This window comes from Nonomuraea mangrovi (genome assembly GCF_042681425.1).
Taxonomy (GTDB): Bacteria; Actinomycetota; Actinomycetes; order Streptosporangiales; family Streptosporangiaceae; genus Nonomuraea; species Nonomuraea mangrovi.
In genome coordinates, this window is sequence record NZ_JBHUFV010000054.1 from 20,026 (window position 1) to 37,853 (window position 17,828).

The window sequence follows — 17,828 nt, forward strand, 5'->3', positions numbered from 1 at the left end:
TCGGGAAACGGTTGCGGCGATCTGTGGTGTTTCGAGAGGATCATCGTCTCCTGTCACCCCCCGGAAGGACGCGCGTGAGACGCCTGACGCTGGTGGCCGCCATCTCGGTGGCCGGGCTCTTATCCCCGGGAACCGCCCACGCGGCGGACGGGGTCCAGGGAGTCGACGTGAGCAACTGGACCGGCGACATCGACTGGAACAAGGCCAGGGACGGCGGCGCCAAGTTCGCGTTCGTGCAGGCCAGCGAGGGCGTCGACTACCGCAACCAGCGGTTCGACGCGCAGTTCGGCGGAGCCTCGGCGGCGGGACTGCTCAGGGGCGCCTACCACTTCGCCCAGCCGCACGAAACGGACGGCGCCGCCCAGGCCGACTTCTTCGTCGACAACGGCGGCAACTGGGCCGCGGACGGCGTGACGCTGCCTGGCGTGCTCGACGTCGAGGACAACCCGTACAAGGACAAGAACGGCAAGAACAACTGCTACGACCTGTCCCCCGAAGACATGGTCACCTGGATCGGCGACTTCACCAGGCGCTACCGCGAGCGCACCAGGCGCCACGCGATCATCTACACCACCACGAGCTGGTGGAAGACCTGCACGGGCGATTCCACCAAGTTCGCGAAGAATCCTCTCTGGCTCGCCCGCTGGGGCACCGAACCTGGCGAACTCCCTTCAGGATGGAAGAAGCACTCCTTCTGGCAGTCGGCCGACAAAGGCCCCATCGTCGGCGGTCAGAACGAGTTCAACGGCACGGAGTCACAGCTCAAGGCGCTGGCCAACCCGCCTGCCGAGGTGACGGTGACCGGTGCCGCCAAGAGTAGGAAGCTCTACACGATCACGCTGAAGAACACCGGTGTCCACCCCGTCACCGACGTCAGGCTCGCGGGCCGCACGTTCGGCGGACAGAAGGTGGTCAAGGCGGGTCCCGGATGCTCGTTCAGCGGTACGGCGGTGCGATGCCTCATCCCCAAGGTCAACCCAGGACACTCGTTGCGGATCACCATCGCGACCAAGCCCGCGAAGACCAGGGGCACGGTCGGAGTCAACGTCACGGTCGGATCGGTCGAGCTCTCGCTCTCGGCGCGTTAGCCGTCCTTCTCCTGGCGGTGCCGGCGTCCATGCCGCTCCGCCAGCTCGCCATGCCGCGCATCGTGCTGCTGGCCTACCTCTACCAGGGCATCCCGTACTCGTGGGGCGGCGGGCACAAGGAGGACCCGGGGCCGTCGACTGGAACGTGCCAGGGGTACACCGGCAAGATCAAACCCTGTCCGGCGAAGCGGACGCGGGGGCTGGACTGCTCGGGGCTGGCGCGCGCGGTGTACGCGCGGGCGTACGGAGAGGACGTGCTCGGCCCGGGGAACACCGACGAGCATCTGCGGAGGATGCGTAGAGTCGAGGAGCCCAAGCCCGGGGACCTGGTGTTCTTCGGCAGGCCGCGCACCAAGCACGTGGGGATCTACATCGGGAGCGGGCGCATGATGAACGCCCCCGAGACGGGGGCCGTCGTACGCGTGGACGACGTCGACCGCCGCGACGACCTCGTCGGCTACTACCGCTTCTGAACAGCCCGCCACTGCCGCACCCCCTTCTCGCACGGCGCCTTCGCGTGCCGCTCGCGAGCACCTCCTCCGATGTCCCACGCGCTCTCGCACGCCGCCTTCGCGTACCGCTCGCGAGCACCTCCTCCGATGTCCCACGCGCCTGTCACCCGCGTCGCCTCGCCGCACGGGTCAGGGCGCGGGCCACGCGCCGACCCCTTCCCGCCTGCCCGCATGCCCGCGTGTCGCGGGGCGGCAGGGTGGCCACGGAGGTCGCACGCAGGCGTTTCGCGGCTTCGGTACGACATGTACCGACTTGGTATGGCTGTAACGGGTGTCACCTACCGAAAAATGAGAGACCTGAGGTCTACTCTGTGCCGCTATGGACAGGCGCTGGGTGGGCCCGGAGGGGCTGGAGATCGTTCCCGCGGTGCGCGCGGGGCAGCAGGTTCTCCGCATCCGGAGGAACGGCTGGCTCGTGGCCGACTGCTTTTCGGTCGAAGCGGTCGCGATGCACGTGGATCTCGCGGATCTGTGCGAGGTGGTCGACTTCGCTGGTCGAACGAGTTCGCATCATCGCTGAGTGCCGTGTATGGTTACACCTGTCCGCAGCGCCGAGAGGCGAGACGGACAGGCCCCTATAGCTCAGTCGGCAGAGCGTCTCCATGGTAAGGAGAAGGTCAACGGTTCGATTCCGTTTGGGGGCTCCGAGTGCGAACGCCCGCTCCTCCCTGAGGTCGGGCGTTTCTTGTATGGATTTCAGGTGCGGGGGGTTCCTGAGGCATACTGGGAAGCACCTCACTCGACCCGGTGAAGTCGTGGCATGTTCGTGACTACTCCGAGGGTCGGGTATCCTTCACTGGCCGGGAGTTTCGACCGGCAGCAAGGCGGAGTAGCTCAGTCAGGCAGAGCAAACGGCTCATAATCGTTGTGTCGCCGGTTCAAGTCCGGCCTCCGCTACTACCCAAACCCGAGTCCAACGCTCGGGCACGGGTGTGTCCCAGTCCCAAACGTAGAAAGGCACTCCCACGTGGCTGCCACCGACGTTAGGCCGAAGATCACGCTGGCCTGCCAGGAGTGCAAGCACCGCAACTACATCACGCGGAAGAACCGGCGTAACGACCCGGATCGGCTTGAGCTGAAGAAGTACTGCCCCAACTGCCGCTGCCACCAGGCGCACCGCGAGACCCGCTAGATCCGCGCCAGTGGGCGCTACACCAGAAGTACTGCCCACTGTGTCCCCGGAATCGGGCCGCTGCCACCAGGCGCACCGCGAGACCCGCTAGATCCGCGCCAGTGGGCGCTACACCAGAAGTACTGCCCACTGTGTCCCCGGAATCGGGCCGCTGCCACCAGGCGCACCGCGAGCACCGCGAGACCCGCTAGCCGCCGTCACCAGGCGCACCGCGAGGCCTCGCCGGGTCGCCGGTGATCCCTGAAAGGGGCAGCCGCGCTGGGGTTCGGAAGTCCAGCCCAGACGCACGGCACGGCAGACGGTGACCGGGCTCACCGCCCGGCGCTCCTGACGCAACCGAACAAACGGCGTCCTCCTCGGAGGGCGCCGTTCGTCGTTCCCAGGGAAATCCACCAGCGACAGCCGAATGTTGTTCTGTTACCGTCGGCTCAACAGCCCAGAACGCATCTAAGGAGCACGGGCACTGATGGCCTTGAACCGTGATTTCGTGGGACGGACGTACAAGTCCACCACCTCGTACGAGGTCAGCCGGGTGAAGATCAAGGAGTTCGCCGCGGCTATCGGTGACAACAATCCCATCTACAGGGACAGGGACGCCGCGCAGGCCGCCGGGCATCCCGACGTGGTCGCCCCGCCGACCTTCCCCATCGTGTTCAGCCTGCAGAGCGGCGGCGACGCCCTCGGCGACCCCGACCTCGGCCTCAACTTCGCCATGGTGGTCCACGGCGAGCAGCGCTTCGAGTACACCCGCCCGATCTACCCGGGCGACGAGCTCGTCACGACCTCGACGATCACCGAGATCCGTAGCGCCGGCCGTAACGAGCTGCTGACGATCAGAAGCGACGTCACGACGGTGACCGGCGAGCCGGTCTGCACCACCTACAACACGATCGTCGAGCGCGGAGGGGCGGGCTGAGATGGCTGCCACGGTGAAGTACGACGAGGTCGAGGTCGGCCAGGAACTTCCCGCCGTCGACTACCAGGTCCGCCGCGTCAACCTGGTGATGTACGCGGGCGCGTCGGGCGACTTCAACCCCATCCACTGGAACGAGCGCTTCGCCAAGACGGTCGGCCTGCCGGACGTCATCGCGCACGGCATGTTCACCATGGCGCAGGGCGGCCGCTTCGTCACCGACTGGGCGGGCGATCCGGGCGCGGTCGTCGACTACGGGGTCCGCTTCTCCTCGATGGTCGTCGTCCCCGACGACGACACGGGCGCGACGCTCACCGTCAGCGGCGTCGTGGAGGAGAAGCTGGAGGACAAGCGGGTGGTCATCGGACTGACCGCCAAGACCGGCGACACGCGCGTGCTGTCCAAGGCCAGGGCGATCGTCCAGCTCGTCTGATCGCCGTGACCCGGTTGACCCCAGGTCACGGCGAGACCCGGATCACGACGGGCCCAGGTCACGACGGGCCCAGGTCACGACCGGCCCAGGTCACGACCGGCCCAGGTCACGACCGGCCCAGGTCACGACCGGCCCAGGTCACGACCGGCCCAGGTCACGACCGGCCCAGGTCACGACCGGCCCGGATCACGACGGACCCGGGTCACGACGGGCGCAGGACCCGGGTGGCGCCCGCGATCAGTGCCGTCGCCAGGATCCAGCCGGAGGCGATCAACGCGTAGGCCAGCCCCTGTGTCCATCCCGCCGGGTCGAACAGCTCGCGCTGCCCGAAGGTGGGGAACGGCAGCAGCAGGTCGAAGGTGTAGGCGAAGGACTCGAACGCCGGGCTCTCGGCCGGTTTCAACGCCCTGGGCGGCACCAGGCCGTACACCACGGTCCCCACCACCAGCAGCAGCCCGAACCACAGCGCCGCCAGCCAAGGGCGGTAGCCGTACCCGACGGTGATGTCGAGCAGGCGGCCCCACAGCCGCCCTCCGGCGCTGAACGTGCGGCGGCGGGCGCGTTGCTTGGCCAGCAGGGTGCGGCGGGCGAGCGTGTCGTTGCCGTCGCGCAGGTACCAGGCGGCGAGCTGCTCGTACGGCTGCGGCAGGAACCCGTACGGGTCACGCTCGATCCACTCGACCCGGCGGCCGACGCCGCCGCCACGCAGCGTTTCGTAGACGAGGCCGTTCAGCCGGAGCCTTTCCGGCCAGGTGTCAGGGTCGTCACTCAGGGTGCCGATGCGGGAGTGGGCGAGGCTGACGACCCCGTCGACCGGCTCGGCGTACTTCAGGTGGACCTCGCGCGCCTCGAGGTGGCTGGCGTGCAGCGCGTACGGGGTGTCGGGGCTGCGCAGGACGCCGTTGATCGACAGGCTGCCGTTGACGCGCGCGCCGCGCAGCCTGACGCAGCCGAGCGCGGTGAACCCCTTGCCGGCCTGCATGACGTCCTCGACGACCATGCTGTCGGCGGTCAGCGCATCGGCGCCCGGGTTGGTGAGGGTCGCGCCGTTCATGAACAGGCCGCCGTTCAGCCGCGCGCCGACCAGCCTGAGCCCGCCGGTGACCTCGGCGTTCTCCAGGTAGTAGCCGGCGTCGACGGTGAGCGCGCCCGTGTACACGCCTCCGTCGATCTTGGTGCCGCCCATCCACAGGCCGTTCTCGAACGTCGCGCGGGCCAGCCGTACGGTGCCGGTGACATGCGCCCCCGACAGGCTGAGGTGTCCGGCGACGCGCATGCCGCCACCGCTGAAGCCGGGCATGTGGCAATCGGTGAAACGCATCGTCCTGGTGACGCTTCCGCCGAAGTCGGGCGCCTCGTCGAGATAGCAGCCGCTCAGCGCCAGTTCGTACTCCACGTTGCCGCCGCGCAGCTCCAGACGTCCGGTGATCCTCGCGCCGCGCAGCCGTACGGCGGGCACGCTGCCCACCCCCGGCTCGCGCGCGCCGAGCAGCAGCGCCACGATCACCTGCGCCCTGACCGTCCGCTCGGGGCCCCACGTCGCGCCGTCGGCGGGCGCGTTCTCCCCCGCGGTACGGCCGATGCCGACCGGATTGTCCCCCAGCTGAACCTGCGTGCCCGCATGGAACGCTCGCCAGAGCCTGCGTTCGGCCTGGGTCATGCGCAGGCGTAATCCGTTCTGAACGACCATGGCCTGATTGTTACGCAACCTTTCGGCGGCCCGGCGCATCTACCCTGTGACGAAAGGAAGAACGATGAACCGTTCTCGCGGGTTCGCGCTGCTCGCCGTGGCTACCGCCGCCTCGGCACTGATGGTCACGCCTGCCCAGGCCGCGGCGAAGACCGAGGTCAGGTACGGATGGGTCGGCGCCTGTGCCAAGAAGGACTACTCCGTCCCGTGCGGCCCGTGGCATCTCGCGCTGAGCGGGGGCAAGGACGTCCAGCTCAAGGACGCGGTCGTCTACCCCACCGCGGCGGGCGGGAAGATCGACAAGGAGTCGAGCGCGCCGATCTCGATCAGCGGCGACGGCCGGTTCGTCGGCTACTTCCGCGCGAGCGACCGCACGTTCGTCGTCCGCGACATGGCTTCGGGCTCGGTCAAGGTACTGCCGGGCAAGGCGGCGGTGGCGCCCAAGAACGTCGGCATGCTGAACGTCGATCCCACCTTCTCCCCCGACGGCCGCCGTGTCGTCATGGACTACTACGACGACGACGCCAAGCTCCCTTCGCTGCTGGTCGACCTCAAGACCGACGCCGTCCACCGGATCCCCGGCAACGAGACCGTTCAGGGCTTCAGCCCCGACGGCTCGCACCTGCTCACCACGCGCGGCACCGACGACAACACCACGGAGCTGGCCGTCTACGACGAGTCGGGCACGGAAGTGCAGAGCAGGGTCGTACCGCAGGTCGTGGCGAACAACGCGCCGATCGGGCTGGCCGACGACGGCGTCACGGTCGGGCTGGTGATCGTCAGCCCGCAGACGAACGGCAAGACGCGGCTGCGCACCTACGACCTGTCCACGGACGCGGTCTCCGACGCCGTCACCCTGCGCCTCCCCAAGGGCGAGTCGCCGACCAAGCTCGTGTGGAACACCTCGGGCGACGTCACCCTGTGGACGCTCCAGTCCGATGCCGAGGGCAACACCTCCAAGGCCGTCAGGCGCTCGCTCAACGCCGAGACGGGGGCCACGGCGGTGCGGGACTCGTTCCGCATCAAGTCCGGCATCTGGACCTGGTGGTTGCCTGGAGACTGATCACAGTTATCGTGATTTATGGCGAAAATCTACGAAAAGCTCACAGATCGGCTGCGTGAGTTTATTTCCGCGCAGCCGGTCTATTTCGTGGCCACAGCCCCCGAATCCGGAGGGCACGTCAACGTCTCGCCCAAAGGCTACGCCGACACCTTCGCCGTCCTCGACGATCTCACCGTCGCCTACCTCGACCTCGACGGCAGCGGCGTCGAGACCATCGCCCACCTGCGCGAGAACGGCCGCATCACGGTGATGTTCTGCGCCTTCCAGGGCCCACCCAAGATCGTCCGCCTGTACGGCACCGGCCGCGTCGTCACGCACGGCGACCCGGAGTTCCCCGGCCTGCTCACACGCTTCGGACCGCATCCAGGCGTGCGGTCGATCATCGTGATCGGCTGCGACCGGATCTCCGACTCGTGCGGCTACGCCGTACCCTTCATGGCCTTCGAAGAGGACCGCGCACTGCTCGACCAGTGGTCGGAACGCAAGGACGTGCTGCAGAAGCGCGCATACCGGGCCAAGAACAACAGGGAGAGCATCGACGGCATCCCCGCCCTCCACCCCGCGGAAACCGACCCCGTATCCACCCACTCCTGACACCTCGCCCTCACGACCACCCGCTCTGACGCCCCTCGACGGCTCGGGCCCGGCCGGCTCTCGCCCCCCTTCAGCGGCTGAGTCGGAGCCGCCCAGCGGCCACCCGTCGAGCCCCTCAACGGCTGAGCCGGAAACGGCCCAGCAGCCACCCATCGAACCCCTCAACTCGCTGAGCCGGAAACGGCCCAGCAGCCACCCGTCGGGCCTTTCAGCGGCTGGGCCAAGGCGGGTCCAGCCGGTGTCCGTCGGTCCCCCTCACCCACTGGCCGCTTCCTACTCCCCCGCTGCGGCTGAGCCAAGGGGGCCAGCCGGTCACCGTCGCTCCCGCCCCTCAGCGGTTGGGCGTCCAGCCGACGCCCGCGCCCCCTCGGCGGCTGAGCCGAAGTGATCCACCGCCGCCTCCGGACCCCTCGGCGGCTGCGCCCGAGCGGTCGAAGCCGCAGAGAAACCCGGTCCCGGCGTAGGCCCTGTGGTTAGGGTGACGCCATGCTCGTCCCCCTCCTGGCCACCGCCTCGCTCCTCCTCAGCACCACGCCACCCGGCACAGCCACAGCCACAGCCACAGCCACAGCGCCCGCGACGCCCGCTGCGGCCATCCCCGTGTCTCCCGCTGCGCCCTCCCCCGCGTCGCCGGCCGTGCCCCCAACTGCGCCGCCCGCTGAGACGCTTCCTGCGCGGCCCGCCGCCCTGCCTGCCGCATGGCTCGGCGCGGCGTTCCCCACGTCTCCCGCTACGGCGTCTCCTGTTACGGCGTCTCACGCATCGGGCGCCGCGGCTCCGGCTGCACCGCCCACCGGGGCACTTCCTGCGCGGCGGCCTGCGGCATCCACCGCGCTGCCAGACGCGGCCTTCCCGGCGTCTCCCGCTACGACGTCTCCCGCATCACGCGCTCCGTCGGAGGTCGCGTCGCCAGGGGCCGGCCGCGGGGCCGTTCGGTATGCGGGGTTGACGTCCTGTCCGGGCGCGAACGGCAAGCGGCGCGTCTGCGGTCCGTGGCGGTTGTGGTTGCGGGGCGGCGGGACGGTCGCCCTGCCCGACGCTCAGGTTCGTTCGCTCGATGCCAACGGACGTGAGGAGGCGCTGCGGGCTCCTATCGCTGTCGACCCTTACGGCCGATATGTCGCCTATTTCGCGGCTTCTGACCGCCGCCTGGTGGTCCGCAACGTCGCGTCGGGCAAGCGAACCCCTGTCCCAGGAGACGCAGGCCGCCTCCCCTCCGGCCTTCGCATGTCGGACGTCAAGCTACGAACAGGCCCGAACGGCCGCTTCCTCGTCCTCGATCCGACCCTCAACACCACACGCACCCCTTCCGTCATCGAGGTGGCCACGGGCAAGGCATGGACCCTTCCCGCGTATGTCGGCGTGCAGGGGTTCAGCCCCGACGGGCGGCTGCTGCGGGTGGTGCTCGACATGGAGGAGACGGCCGTCTACCGTCCTGGCGGCGCCGTACCGTCGGGTGGGGTCACGGTCACGGGCTGGAGCGCCCTGGCTCCCGACGGCGCCACGCTGGCCGGAGCCGCCCGCGAGGGTTCGCGGGTTGTCGTACGGTTCTACGCCACCGCCAACGCGATGGAGTCGCGGGCACCCGTACGTGTGAAGGTCTCTTCCCCTGAGGAGCCCCGCATGCTCACCTGGGACTCCTCCACCCGCCTCACCCTGCTGACCTACGACGAGCCGCGCACGTACGTCGCACGCTCGGTCAGCGCGAGAACCGGCTCGGCGCGCATCGTGGACCGGTTCACTCTCGGCCGGCACACCTGGGACGTTCATCTCGCCGGCGACTGACCGCCCTACCGGTATCCCTTGGCCCGCCCCCGGCCACCCACGTCAGAGGTCAGCGCCGGTAGCCCGCCATGCGCTCCAGGCGGGCGACGCGCTCCGCCGTGGACGGGTGGGTGGAGAACATCCGGCCCAGCCCGCTCCCGCTGAACGGGTTGGCGATCATCATGTGGGACGCCGACGCCAGCCGGCTGTTCTCCGGCAACGGCAGCCGCCGAGCTCCCATCTCGATCTTTCGCAGCGCCGACGCCAACGCGAGCGGCTCGCCCGTCAGCCGCGCCCCCGACTCGTCGGCCTGGAACTCCCGCGAGCGCGAGATCGCCATGTGCACCATGCCTGCCGCCACCGGTCCGAGCAGCATCATGAGCACCGCCCCGAGGAACCCGGGCCCCTCGTCGTCGTCCGAGCCGCCGAAGAACACCGACATGTAGCTCAGCCACGTGATCATCGTCGCCAGTGCTCCGGCGACGGACGAGATCAGGATGTCCCTGTTGTAGACGTGGGACAGCTCGTGCCCGATCACTCCGCGCAGTTCCCGCTCGTCGAGCAGCTTCGTCAGCCCGTACGTCACGCACACGACCGCGTTGCGGGGGTTGCGCCCGGTGGCGAAGGCGTTCGGCTGGACCGTCGGCGACATGTACAGCCGTGGCATCGGCTGCCTCGACTCGGTGGAGAGCTCGCGCACGATCCGGTAGAGGGTCGGCTGCTCGACCTCGCTCACGGGCCTGGCGCGCATGGCGGACAACGCGATGCGGTCGGAGAAGAAGTAGGCGACGGTGTTGCCGACCAGGGCCACCGCGACCGCGAAGAGGACGCCTGTGCCGCCGCCCACCCACGCCCCCACCATGACGATCAACGCGGAGAGCAGCCCCAGCAGGAGCGCCGTGCGCAGGCCGTTGTGATGCAAGGGTTCCCCCCTTCCGTGGTGTGGGCTCACCTGTACCAACGTCGATGACCGCGTCCAGCGTTCCCAGTCACGGTGACCTGTGGGAGGGGAGGGGTTACAGCGTGGCCATGCCGAGGACCAGTTGGGGGGCGACGGAGAACAGCAGCGCCACGACGAACGTGGCGCCGACCGCCACCCACACGGCCGTCGGCCGGCCGCCGCGGAGCTGGGCGTCGCCGGATGGTTCGACGGTGGGTGTGAAGAGCCGGGCGGTCCACGCGACGTAGTAGTACAGGCCGATGACCGTGTTGATCGCCATGACGACGGCCAGCCAGCCGAGGCCGCCGTTGACGATCTCGCGGAAGACGACGACCTTGGCGAACAGACCGGCCAGGCCCGGCGGGAGCCCGGCCAGGCAGATCAGGCTGAATGCGAGCGCCAGCGCGGCGGCCGGACGCCTGAACACCATTCCGCGGTAGTCGTCCAGCTCGTTGCGTGGATCGCTCCTGGACACGAGCATGACGACGGCGAACGCGCCGAGGTTCATGGCCGCGTAGAACACCAGGTAGGCCACGGACGCTCCGGCGGCAGGCCCGCGCTGTCCCGCCTCGGTGAGCACGGCGAGCGGAGCGAGGATGTAGCCGGACTGCGCGACGGAGGACCAGGCCAGCAGTCGTACGGCGGAGCGCTGGCGCATCGCCAGCAGGTTGCCCACCGTCATCGTGAGGGCGGAGACGACGGCGATCATCGGCGACCAGGTCGGCGCCTGGGCGTGCAAAGCGCTCAGCAGGACGAGGATGAGCCCGGCGAAGCCCGCCGCCTTGGAGACGACCGAGAGCAGCGCGGCCACGGGGATCGGCGCGCCCTGGTAGACGTCGCCCGCCCAGGCGTGGAACGGGACCGCCGCGATCTTGAAGGCGAATCCGGCGACCACCAGCACCACACCGACGGTCACCACCATGGGCAGGTCCGTGGCGATGTCGAGCGTCGAGAAGTAGGCGCTCCCGGCGATCCCCTGCGCTCCGGCGGTCCCTTGCGCTCCGGCCGTCACCGTGGCGCCCAGAGCCTCGCCCAGGCGCGAGAGGTGGACGGTGCCGCTCATGCCGTACAGCAGGGAGACCCCGAACAGCATGATCGCGGTGGACACGACGGAGACGAGGAAGAGCTTGACGGCGGCCTCGGAGGCCCTGCCGTCGTAGCGTTTGAGCGCCGTGAGCGCGAAGACCGGCAGCGACACCAGTTCGAGGGCGACGACCAGCATGATCAGGTCGCGCGAGGCCGGGAGGGTGGTGGCTCCGACCAGCGTGCAGAGCAGCAGGAAGTACCACTCGCCGACGGGGATGCCGCCGCCCGCCAGTTCGGTCATCGACAGCAGCACCACGATCGCTCCCGCGACGAGCGCGAGCCCTGCGAGGACGAGCGTGAACCTGTCGACCACGAACGAGCAGAGCGCGGGCCCCTGCCCCGCCAGGTCACCGGGGACGCAGAACGTCCGCAGTGTCCGGCCCGCGAAGGCCTGCGCGATGACGAAGCCGAACGCGACGACGACACCGGCGAGCGACACGAGGCCGAGCGCCGTCCGCAGCGACGACGAACGCGGCAGGAAGGCGTCGAGCAGCAGCACGAGGCCCGCGACCAGCGCCAGGACCAGCGGCGGCGCGATGGCGAAGTAGTCGATCGTCTGCGTCATGACGCGCCTGCCGTCCCCTGGCGAGCCGAACGAACGCCGGCCGACGTCCCGCGAGCCGAACGAACGCCGGCCGACGTCCCGCGAGCCGAACGAACGCCAGCCCCCATCCCACGAGCCGAACGAACGCCGGGCGACGTCCCGCGCGCCGAAGAGACACCATGCGAGCAGACCGGAGCCGCTCCGGACGAGACCCGGTGGGCAGGAAGGGACAGGGCGATCATGGCGTGCCTCCCAGGAGCATCTGTACGGCAGGCGTGGTCAGCGCCAGCAGCGCCTTCGGCCAGAGCCCGAACACGAGGGTCAGCACCACGAGCGGCACCCACGCGACGAGTTCGTACCCGCGCACGTCGAGCCCGTCCCGGTCGAGCGTGGCGACGGCCGTGCCGTGCTCGCCCCCCGCGCGGACCGCCGCCGGGCGGCCGTGCGTGACCCTGGACAGCATGGTGAGGAAGTAGGCGGCGGTCAGCACCGCGCCAAGCCCGCCGATCGCCATGAACGCCAGGAACAGGGCCCTGGGCAGCCCGGGTGCCGGCTGGAAGGCGCCCAGGAGAGCCAGCATCTCGCCCCAGAACCCGGCCAGGCCAGGCAGCCCCAGCGAGGCGATGCAGGCGAAGGTGAGCAGCGCGCCGAGGTGGGGGTAGCGGGCGAGCATGCCGCCGCCGAGCGAGGGCATGTCGGCGGTGCCGTACCTCTCCTTGATGGCGCCTGCCAGGAAGAACAGCAGGCCGGTGATCAGGCCGTGGGCGACGTTGGCGAACAGGGCGCCGTTGACGCCGACGGTGGTCAGCGTGGCGAAGCCGAGCAGGACGAAGCCCATGTGACCGATGGAGGAGTAGGCGATCATCCGTTTGAGGTCGCTCTGGGCGAGACAGGCCAGCGCCCCGTAGATGATGCCGACCACGGCGAACGCTCCCAGCCACGGGGCGACGGCGGCGGCGCCCTCGGGCAGCACGGGGATGGCGATCCTGGCGAAGCCGTAGGTGCCCATCTTCAGCAGGACGCCCGCGAGGAGCACCGAGCCGACGGTGGGCGCCTCGGTGTGCGCGTCGGGCAGCCAGGTGTGCAGCGGCCACATCGGGGTCTTGACCGCGAGGCCGATGCCGATCGCGACGAAGGCGAGGGTCTGCACCGAGCGCGACAGTCCTGCGCCGTGAGCCTGCGAGAGGGCCACGATGTCGAGGGTGCCGGTCTGCGCCCAGATCAGCAGCAGGCCGAGCAGCAGCACGACGGAGCCGAGCAGCGTGTAGAGGATGAACTTGATCGCGGCGGCCCGACGGCCCTGGCCGCCCCAGATGGCGATCAGGAAGTACATCGGGATGAGCACGACCTCGAAGAACACGAAGAACAGCAGCAGGTCGAGCGCGAGGAACGTGCCGAGCATGCCGACTTCGAGGACGAACAGCGTGAACAGCATCGCCCGCGGCCGGACGGGCAGCCGGCCGGGACTCCAGCAGAGGTAGACGAAGCACAGGAACGTCAGCAACGCCGTGAGCACGACCAGGGGCAGCGAGATGCCGTCGACGCCCAGATGGAGGCGCAGGCCGAGGGCGGGAATCCACGGCTGGTCGACCGTGAACTGGGGCTGAGCCGGCCGGCCGTACTCGAAGGTCGCCGCGAGCACCACCGCCAGCGCGAGTGTGAACCCCGAGACGGACAGGCCGATGGGTCGAAGGCGGTCCGCCGTGGCGGGCGCCAGCAGCGCGCAGGCGCCGAGGAGCGGCACCGCGAGCAGCGCGAGAGGCAACCAGGTCATCCGAACACCACCGCCCCCACCGCGATCAGCAGGATGCCCGCGAGCACGCCGCTGACGTAGAGCTGCACGTTGCCGTTCTGCGCCAGGCGTAGCAGGCCAGAGGCCCCCTGGGTGGTACGGCCCGAGCCGCGGACCGCGCCGTCGACCACCCTCTCGTCGGCCCGCACCACGAGCCTGGCGAGGGCAAGCACCGGCCGGACGAACAGCGCACTGTAGACGGTGTCGACGTAGAACGCCTGCTCGCTCGGCACCCTGAGCGGGCCGAGGATCCTGGCGGGATCGGCCAGCGGGTCACCCCGCCACGCCGCGTAGACGATTCCTGCGCCCAGCAGCGCGAGCGCGACGCTGATCGCCGCGGTGCCCCAGCTGACGTGGCCGAGGCCGAAGGCACCCAGCCCCAGAGCGGGGACGGCGAGCACCACGATCGGGCCGAGCATGGAGGGGGGCGCCTCGCGCGGGTCGACGACGTTGGCGGTGCCCGGCTGTGGTTCGGGCAGCGCGACGGGTCGTTCGCGGCCGAAGAAGGTGCGCAGCCACGCGCGGGTGGCGTAGGCACCGGTCACGGCGACCGTCGCGAGCGCGCACGCGTAGAGGAGCAGGCCCGCGGCGTCGGTCAGCCCGCCGGTGCCGAGCGCGTGCTCGACGGCGACCAGCACGCCGTCCTTGCTGAAGAACCCGCTGGCGGGCGGCAGGCCCATGAGGGCGGCGAAGCCGATCGTCATGGTCACGAACGTGACGGGCAGTTCGCGGCGTAGCCCGCCCATCTGGCTCATCAGGTTGGAGCCGACGTGGTGGATCACCGCGCCCGCGCACAGGAAGAGCAGCGCTTTGAACGCCCCGTGCGTCAGCAGATGGAAGATCGCCGCGGTGTCGGACCCCGCGGCGAGCGCGGCGGCCATGTAGGCGAGCTGGCTGATGGTGGAGTAGGCCAGCACCCGTTTGAGGTCGTCCTGCGCGAGGGCGGCCAGCGCCGCTCCGAGCATGCCGAGGGCGGCGAGCACCGCCAGGACGTCGAGGGTGGGCGGGGCGGCGAGGAACACGGGGAAGAGCCTGGCCACCAGGAAGATCCCGGCCGCGACCATCGTGGCGGCGTGGATGAGCGCGCTGATCGGCGTCGGGCCGGCCATCGCGTCGGGCAGCCAGGTGTGCAGCGGCACCTGCGCGCTCTTGCCCGCGACGCCTGCCAGCAGCAGCAGCGTCGCGGTGACGACCGTGCCGGTCGGCAGCTCGGGCACCTTCGCGATCACGTCGTCGATCCTGAAGCTGCCGGCGGACAGGCCGAGCACGAAAATGCCGAACAGGAACCCTACGTCTCCGAGCCTGGTGACCAGGAAGGCCTTGACCGCGGCCCGGGAGTTGGCGCGGTCCTCCCACCAGTGGCCGATCAGCAGGTAGGAGCAGAGCCCCATGATCTCCCAGCCGACGTAGAGAACCAGCAGGTCGCCCGCGTAGACGACCAGCAGCATCGCGCTGGTGAACAGGCTGATGAACGCGCTGTAGGAGGGGTAGCGGGGGTCGTCTCTCAGGTAGCCGACCGAATAGATCTGGACGGCGAGCGCGACGATCGTGACCAGGACGGCGATGATCGAGGAGAGCTGGTCGGCCTGCAGGATCAGCGCGATGGGCACGCCGCCGGTCTCGATCGTGCCGTAGCCTGCGCCGGCGCTGACGGCCTGGCCCTGCGGCCGCTCCTCAGCCAGGCGCTGGAAGAAGGCGAAACCTTGGCTCGCCGCCAGCCAGCAGGCCAGCACAGCCGAGACGGCGGTGGGAAGCACCGCGAACCAGGCGGCTCTGCGGTTGGCCTTGGCGTTCGCGGGCGCCAAGGCCGGGTGGACGGCCGGGCCGTGGGGCAGATCGCCCGAGGCCGCCGCACCGCCGTCGGTACGCGGGTCGGGAGCGGGCGTGGTCCCGGCCACACCGGCGCCGGTGACGCGGGCCCTGGGCCAGCGGGAGAGCAGTAGCCCTGCGGCTGCCGCCAGGAACGGCAGGAGGATGACAAGCCCGGGGAAGGCGTCGAGGTAGGTGCGGCTCACTGTGCGCTCCCTCGGCTCGCACGCTCTCCTGGCCTGGCCGCCCCCGCCGCGCCGTTGCCCGTGGACGGCGATCTTCCCCCGGCCGGACCTGACTCGTCAGGCCCGCGCCCGGCCAGCTCCTGGGCGTCGGGCTCGGCGGCGACCACCACGTATTCCTGCTCCGCCAGGTCGCGGAGCCTGTCGATGTCGACCGTCTTCCGGTTGCGGTAGACGGCCAGGACGATGGCAAGCCCGAGCCCGAGCTCGGCGGCGGCGATCACGATGACGAACAAGGTGAGCACCTGCCCGCCATGGAGCCTGTCGCGGAGCCAGACGTCGAAGGCGACCAGGTTGAGGTTGACCGCGTTGAGCATCAGCTCCACCGACATCAGCACCAGGATGGTGTTGCGCCGGGCGAGCACGCCGTACACGCCGATGGAGAAGAGCAGCGCGGAGACGACGGCCGGGTAGACGATGTGCACTACTGCCCCCCGCTCTCAACGGTCGGGGGGGCGTCGTCTGACTTGATGTCGGTGCGCGACAGCACGATGGCTCCGATCAACGCGGCGAGCAGCAGGACCGAAAGCGCTTCGAAGGGCAGCACCCAGGTGCGGAAGACGCTGGCGCCGAGCTCGCCCGCCGCCCCGCCGCCCGGCTCCAGCGGCGTGTAGGCGGTGCGGAAGCCGTCGACGACCACCGCGACCAGCACGCCGGCCGTCGCCAGCGCCACCACGGCGGCGACGATCCTGTTGCCGCTGTCGAGGTCGGCGGACCTCCCGATGGGCGCGCGGGTGAGCATGATGCCGAACAGCAGCAGCACCACGACCGCGCCGACGTAGATGAGCACCTGGACCCACGCGACGAACTCGGCGGTCAGCATGAGGTAGCACCCGGCGAGCGCGCCGAAGGAGACCACGAGCCAGAGGGCCGCGTGCACGAGCTGCCTCGTGGTCACGACGAGCAGTGCCGAGCCGACCGCCACCGCACCCAGGAGCAGAAAGACGATCTCTTGCCCTGTGGGGGACAGGTAAGAAGGCACCGCCGCGGTCACTAGTCCTCCTCGGGCTCCGCTGTCTCGTGACGCTTCAGCCCGCCAGGCGGACGGATGGAACGCGGGTCGGCCATCCGTCGCCTGCGCGGCTCGGTGGCAGAAGTCTGCTCCTCCGATTCGGGCGGCGACGGCGACGCGCCCGAACCTGTGGACAACTCTTCGTCAGGCTGCGGGCCTGTGGATGAACCGCGCTGTGGGGTCTCCCGCGCGGGCAGCGCGCCAGGGGGGCGGATGCCGCGAACGTTGCCCATCCGCGTCGGGCGGGCGCGCGGCTCGCGTGCCTGCCTCCGTTCGGTCGCGCTGGGTTCGGACGGTTCCTCCGCCTTATCCGACGCTTTCTCCTGAGCGGGCGCGGGGGCGCTCTGCTGTGCCGCCGCTGTTTCGCGGGCGGGCGTTTCCACAGGCGCGCCCGCCGGCGTCTCCCCCGGCTCCGCGCCTGCCGTCCCGCCCTCCGGCGGCGCGGTCCTGGCGGGTCCTTCGGTTCTGGCGGTCCTGGCGGGTCCCTCGGTCCTGGCGGGCCTGGCGGAAGTGGTGGAGCTGTCGGTGCTGGTGGGAGCGTCGGTGCTGGTGGGCCTGTCGGCCCTGCCCGGTCCCCTCTCCGCCCGGCCAGGCGTGGCGGCACTCTCGCCTGTACGGCCGGCGCCCGCCGTACGGGCGGGCCGGACGGGAGCCGCGAGCTCCTTCGGCGGTTCGGCCCCCACCTCATGCGCGGGAGGCGGCGGCACGGCCTCCACCCAGCCGGCCAACCTGTCCTTCTCGTGCAGGAGGTTCCTGATGTCCCCCTCGGCGTACTCGAACTCCGGCGCCCAGAACAGCGCGTCGAACGGGCACACCTCGATGCAGATCCCGCAGTACATGCACAGCGCGAAGTCGATCGCGAACCTGTCGAGCACGTTGCGCTGCCTGGCCCTGCCGCCCTCGGGCGCGGGCAGGGTCTCCTTGTGCGAGTCGATGTAGATGCACCAGTCGGGGCACTCGCGGGCGCACAGCATGCAGGAGGTGCAGTTCTCCTCCACCAGCGCGATGACACCGCGGCTGCGGGGCGGAAGGTCGGGGTGGACCTCGGGATACTGCTGGGTCACGGACCGGCGCAGCATGTGGCGAAGGGTGACCGAAAGCCCCTTTACCAGCCCCACTCCAGGTATCCGTGCCATGGCTCAACATCATGTCGCACTATGCGTCGGAGGTGAATGCACCAGCCAGTTGTCCCCAGGTTTTCCACAGCCATCCAC

17 protein-coding genes and 2 tRNA genes are annotated in these 17,828 nt (G+C 70.0%); 11 read left to right on the forward strand and 8 right to left on the reverse strand.

From position 1 onward, the window contains the following. Positions 1 to 74: 74 nt before the first annotated feature. The 8 genes from ACFSKW_RS36195 (at position 75) to ACFSKW_RS36230 (ending at position 4,078) form a co-directional block, all read left to right on the forward strand. Complete coding sequence (locus ACFSKW_RS36195; RefSeq protein ID WP_379577653.1) at positions 75 to 1,088, forward strand: GH25 family lysozyme; 1,014 nt, start codon at positions 75 to 77, stop codon at positions 1,086 to 1,088. 29 nt (positions 1,089 to 1,117) lie between these two features. Continuing rightward, complete coding sequence (locus ACFSKW_RS36200; RefSeq protein ID WP_379577655.1) at positions 1,118 to 1,561, forward strand: C40 family peptidase; 444 nt, start codon at positions 1,118 to 1,120, stop codon at positions 1,559 to 1,561. 358 nt (positions 1,562 to 1,919) lie between these two features. Beyond that, positions 1,920 to 2,120, forward strand: a complete 201-nt coding sequence (locus ACFSKW_RS36205) for a transposase (RefSeq protein WP_379577656.1) — start codon at positions 1,920 to 1,922, stop codon at positions 2,118 to 2,120. A gap of 51 nt (positions 2,121 to 2,171) precedes the next feature. Beyond that, positions 2,172 to 2,244, forward strand: a tRNA-Thr gene (locus ACFSKW_RS36210). 179 nt (positions 2,245 to 2,423) lie between these two features. Continuing rightward, positions 2,424 to 2,497, forward strand: a tRNA-Met gene (locus tag ACFSKW_RS36215). Between the two features lie 70 nt (positions 2,498 to 2,567). Beyond that, on the forward strand, positions 2,568 to 2,732 hold the full coding sequence (gene rpmG / locus ACFSKW_RS36220; protein WP_106397297.1) for a 50S ribosomal protein L33: 165 nt from the start codon (positions 2,568 to 2,570) through the stop codon (positions 2,730 to 2,732). A 466-nt stretch (positions 2,733 to 3,198) separates the two neighbouring features. Beyond that, a complete protein-coding gene (locus tag ACFSKW_RS36225; protein WP_379577659.1) occupies positions 3,199 to 3,648 on the forward strand; it encodes a MaoC family dehydratase N-terminal domain-containing protein in 450 nt (149 codons plus the stop codon). Position 3,649: 1 nt separating this feature from the next. Further along, positions 3,650 to 4,078, forward strand: coding sequence for a MaoC family dehydratase (locus ACFSKW_RS36230; RefSeq protein ID WP_379577661.1), 429 nt, complete (start codon positions 3,650 to 3,652; stop codon positions 4,076 to 4,078). Positions 4,079 to 4,280: 202 nt separating this feature from the next. Here the strand turns inward: ACFSKW_RS36230 and ACFSKW_RS36235 are convergent, their stop codons facing one another. Further along, on the reverse strand, positions 4,281 to 5,768 hold the full coding sequence (locus ACFSKW_RS36235; protein ID WP_379577663.1) for a hypothetical protein: 1,488 nt from the start codon (positions 5,766 to 5,768) through the stop codon (positions 4,281 to 4,283). Positions 5,769 to 5,832: 64 nt separating this feature from the next. Between ACFSKW_RS36235 and ACFSKW_RS36240 the strand changes: the two genes are divergently transcribed. The 3 genes from ACFSKW_RS36240 to ACFSKW_RS36250 all read left to right on the forward strand — a co-directional run bounded on the left by ACFSKW_RS36240 (position 5,833) and on the right by ACFSKW_RS36250 (position 9,210). Beyond that, positions 5,833 to 6,831 (forward strand): TolB family protein, encoded by a 999-nt coding sequence (locus ACFSKW_RS36240; RefSeq protein ID WP_379577664.1) that lies wholly within the window; start codon positions 5,833 to 5,835, stop codon positions 6,829 to 6,831. A gap of 18 nt (positions 6,832 to 6,849) precedes the next feature. Then, the gene (locus ACFSKW_RS36245) at positions 6,850 to 7,425 is read left to right on the forward strand and encodes a pyridoxamine 5'-phosphate oxidase family protein (protein WP_379577666.1); all 576 of its coding nucleotides are present in this window, start codon (positions 6,850 to 6,852) and stop codon (positions 7,423 to 7,425) included. Positions 7,426 to 8,652: 1,227 nt separating this feature from the next. After that, the gene (locus tag ACFSKW_RS36250) at positions 8,653 to 9,210 is read left to right on the forward strand and encodes a hypothetical protein (protein WP_379577668.1); all 558 of its coding nucleotides are present in this window, start codon (positions 8,653 to 8,655) and stop codon (positions 9,208 to 9,210) included. Positions 9,211 to 9,259: 49 nt separating this feature from the next. Here the strand turns inward: ACFSKW_RS36250 and htpX are convergent, their stop codons facing one another. The 7 genes from htpX to ACFSKW_RS36285 form a co-directional block, all read right to left on the reverse strand. Then, positions 9,260 to 10,111: a zinc metalloprotease HtpX gene (htpX, locus tag ACFSKW_RS36255; protein WP_379577670.1), complete on the reverse strand. Its 852-nt coding sequence runs from the start codon at positions 10,109 to 10,111 to the stop codon at positions 9,260 to 9,262. 94 nt (positions 10,112 to 10,205) lie between these two features. Then, entirely contained in the window at positions 10,206 to 11,780 is a 1,575-nt protein-coding gene (locus tag ACFSKW_RS36260; protein WP_379577672.1) for an NADH-quinone oxidoreductase subunit N, read from the reverse strand. A gap of 217 nt (positions 11,781 to 11,997) precedes the next feature. Then, positions 11,998 to 13,533: a complex I subunit 4 family protein gene (locus ACFSKW_RS36265; RefSeq protein ID WP_379577674.1), complete on the reverse strand. Its 1,536-nt coding sequence runs from the start codon at positions 13,531 to 13,533 to the stop codon at positions 11,998 to 12,000. Next, positions 13,530 to 15,566, reverse strand: a complete 2,037-nt coding sequence (locus ACFSKW_RS36270) for an NADH-quinone oxidoreductase subunit 5 family protein (protein ID WP_379577676.1) — start codon at positions 15,564 to 15,566, stop codon at positions 13,530 to 13,532. Before ACFSKW_RS36270 ends, ACFSKW_RS36265 begins: the two co-directional genes overlap by 4 nt. Beyond that, positions 15,563 to 16,027, reverse strand: a complete 465-nt coding sequence (gene nuoK, locus ACFSKW_RS55020; protein ID WP_435192856.1) for an NADH-quinone oxidoreductase subunit NuoK — start codon at positions 16,025 to 16,027, stop codon at positions 15,563 to 15,565. The genes ACFSKW_RS36270 and nuoK overlap by 4 nt, the downstream gene beginning before the upstream one ends. Beyond that, a complete protein-coding gene (locus ACFSKW_RS36280; protein WP_379577678.1) occupies positions 16,027 to 16,596 on the reverse strand; it encodes an NADH-quinone oxidoreductase subunit J family protein in 570 nt (189 codons plus the stop codon). Before ACFSKW_RS36280 ends, nuoK begins: the two co-directional genes overlap by 1 nt. Further along, positions 16,596 to 17,693: a 4Fe-4S binding protein gene (locus ACFSKW_RS36285; RefSeq protein WP_379577680.1), complete on the reverse strand. Its 1,098-nt coding sequence runs from the start codon at positions 17,691 to 17,693 to the stop codon at positions 16,596 to 16,598. The genes ACFSKW_RS36280 and ACFSKW_RS36285 overlap by 1 nt, the downstream gene beginning before the upstream one ends. Positions 17,694 to 17,828: the final 135 nt, after the last annotated feature.

Bases quoted from the DNA above. Each gene is read 5' to 3' on its own strand.
- ACFSKW_RS36200 (WP_379577655.1), top strand. From the start codon at position 1,118: ATGCCGCTCCGCCAGCTCGCCATGCCGCGCATCGTGCTGCTGGCCTAC.
- ACFSKW_RS36205 (WP_379577656.1), top strand. From the start codon at position 1,920: ATGGACAGGCGCTGGGTGGGCCCGGAGGGGCTGGAGATCGTTCCCGCG.
- ACFSKW_RS36225 (WP_379577659.1), top strand. From the start codon at position 3,199: ATGGCCTTGAACCGTGATTTCGTGGGACGGACGTACAAGTCCACCACC.
- ACFSKW_RS36230 (WP_379577661.1), top strand. From the start codon at position 3,650: ATGGCTGCCACGGTGAAGTACGACGAGGTCGAGGTCGGCCAGGAACTT.
- ACFSKW_RS36235 (WP_379577663.1), bottom strand. From the start codon at position 5,768: ATGGTCGTTCAGAACGGATTACGCCTGCGCATGACCCAGGCCGAACGC.
- ACFSKW_RS36240 (WP_379577664.1), top strand. From the start codon at position 5,833: ATGAACCGTTCTCGCGGGTTCGCGCTGCTCGCCGTGGCTACCGCCGCC.
- ACFSKW_RS36245 (WP_379577666.1), top strand. From the start codon at position 6,850: ATGGCGAAAATCTACGAAAAGCTCACAGATCGGCTGCGTGAGTTTATT.
- ACFSKW_RS36250 (WP_379577668.1), top strand. From the start codon at position 8,653: ATGTCGGACGTCAAGCTACGAACAGGCCCGAACGGCCGCTTCCTCGTC.
- ACFSKW_RS36260 (WP_379577672.1), bottom strand. From the start codon at position 11,780: ATGACGCAGACGATCGACTACTTCGCCATCGCGCCGCCGCTGGTCCTG.
- ACFSKW_RS36265 (WP_379577674.1), bottom strand. From the start codon at position 13,533: ATGACCTGGTTGCCTCTCGCGCTGCTCGCGGTGCCGCTCCTCGGCGCC.
- ACFSKW_RS36285 (WP_379577680.1), bottom strand. From the start codon at position 17,693: ATGCTGCGCCGGTCCGTGACCCAGCAGTATCCCGAGGTCCACCCCGAC.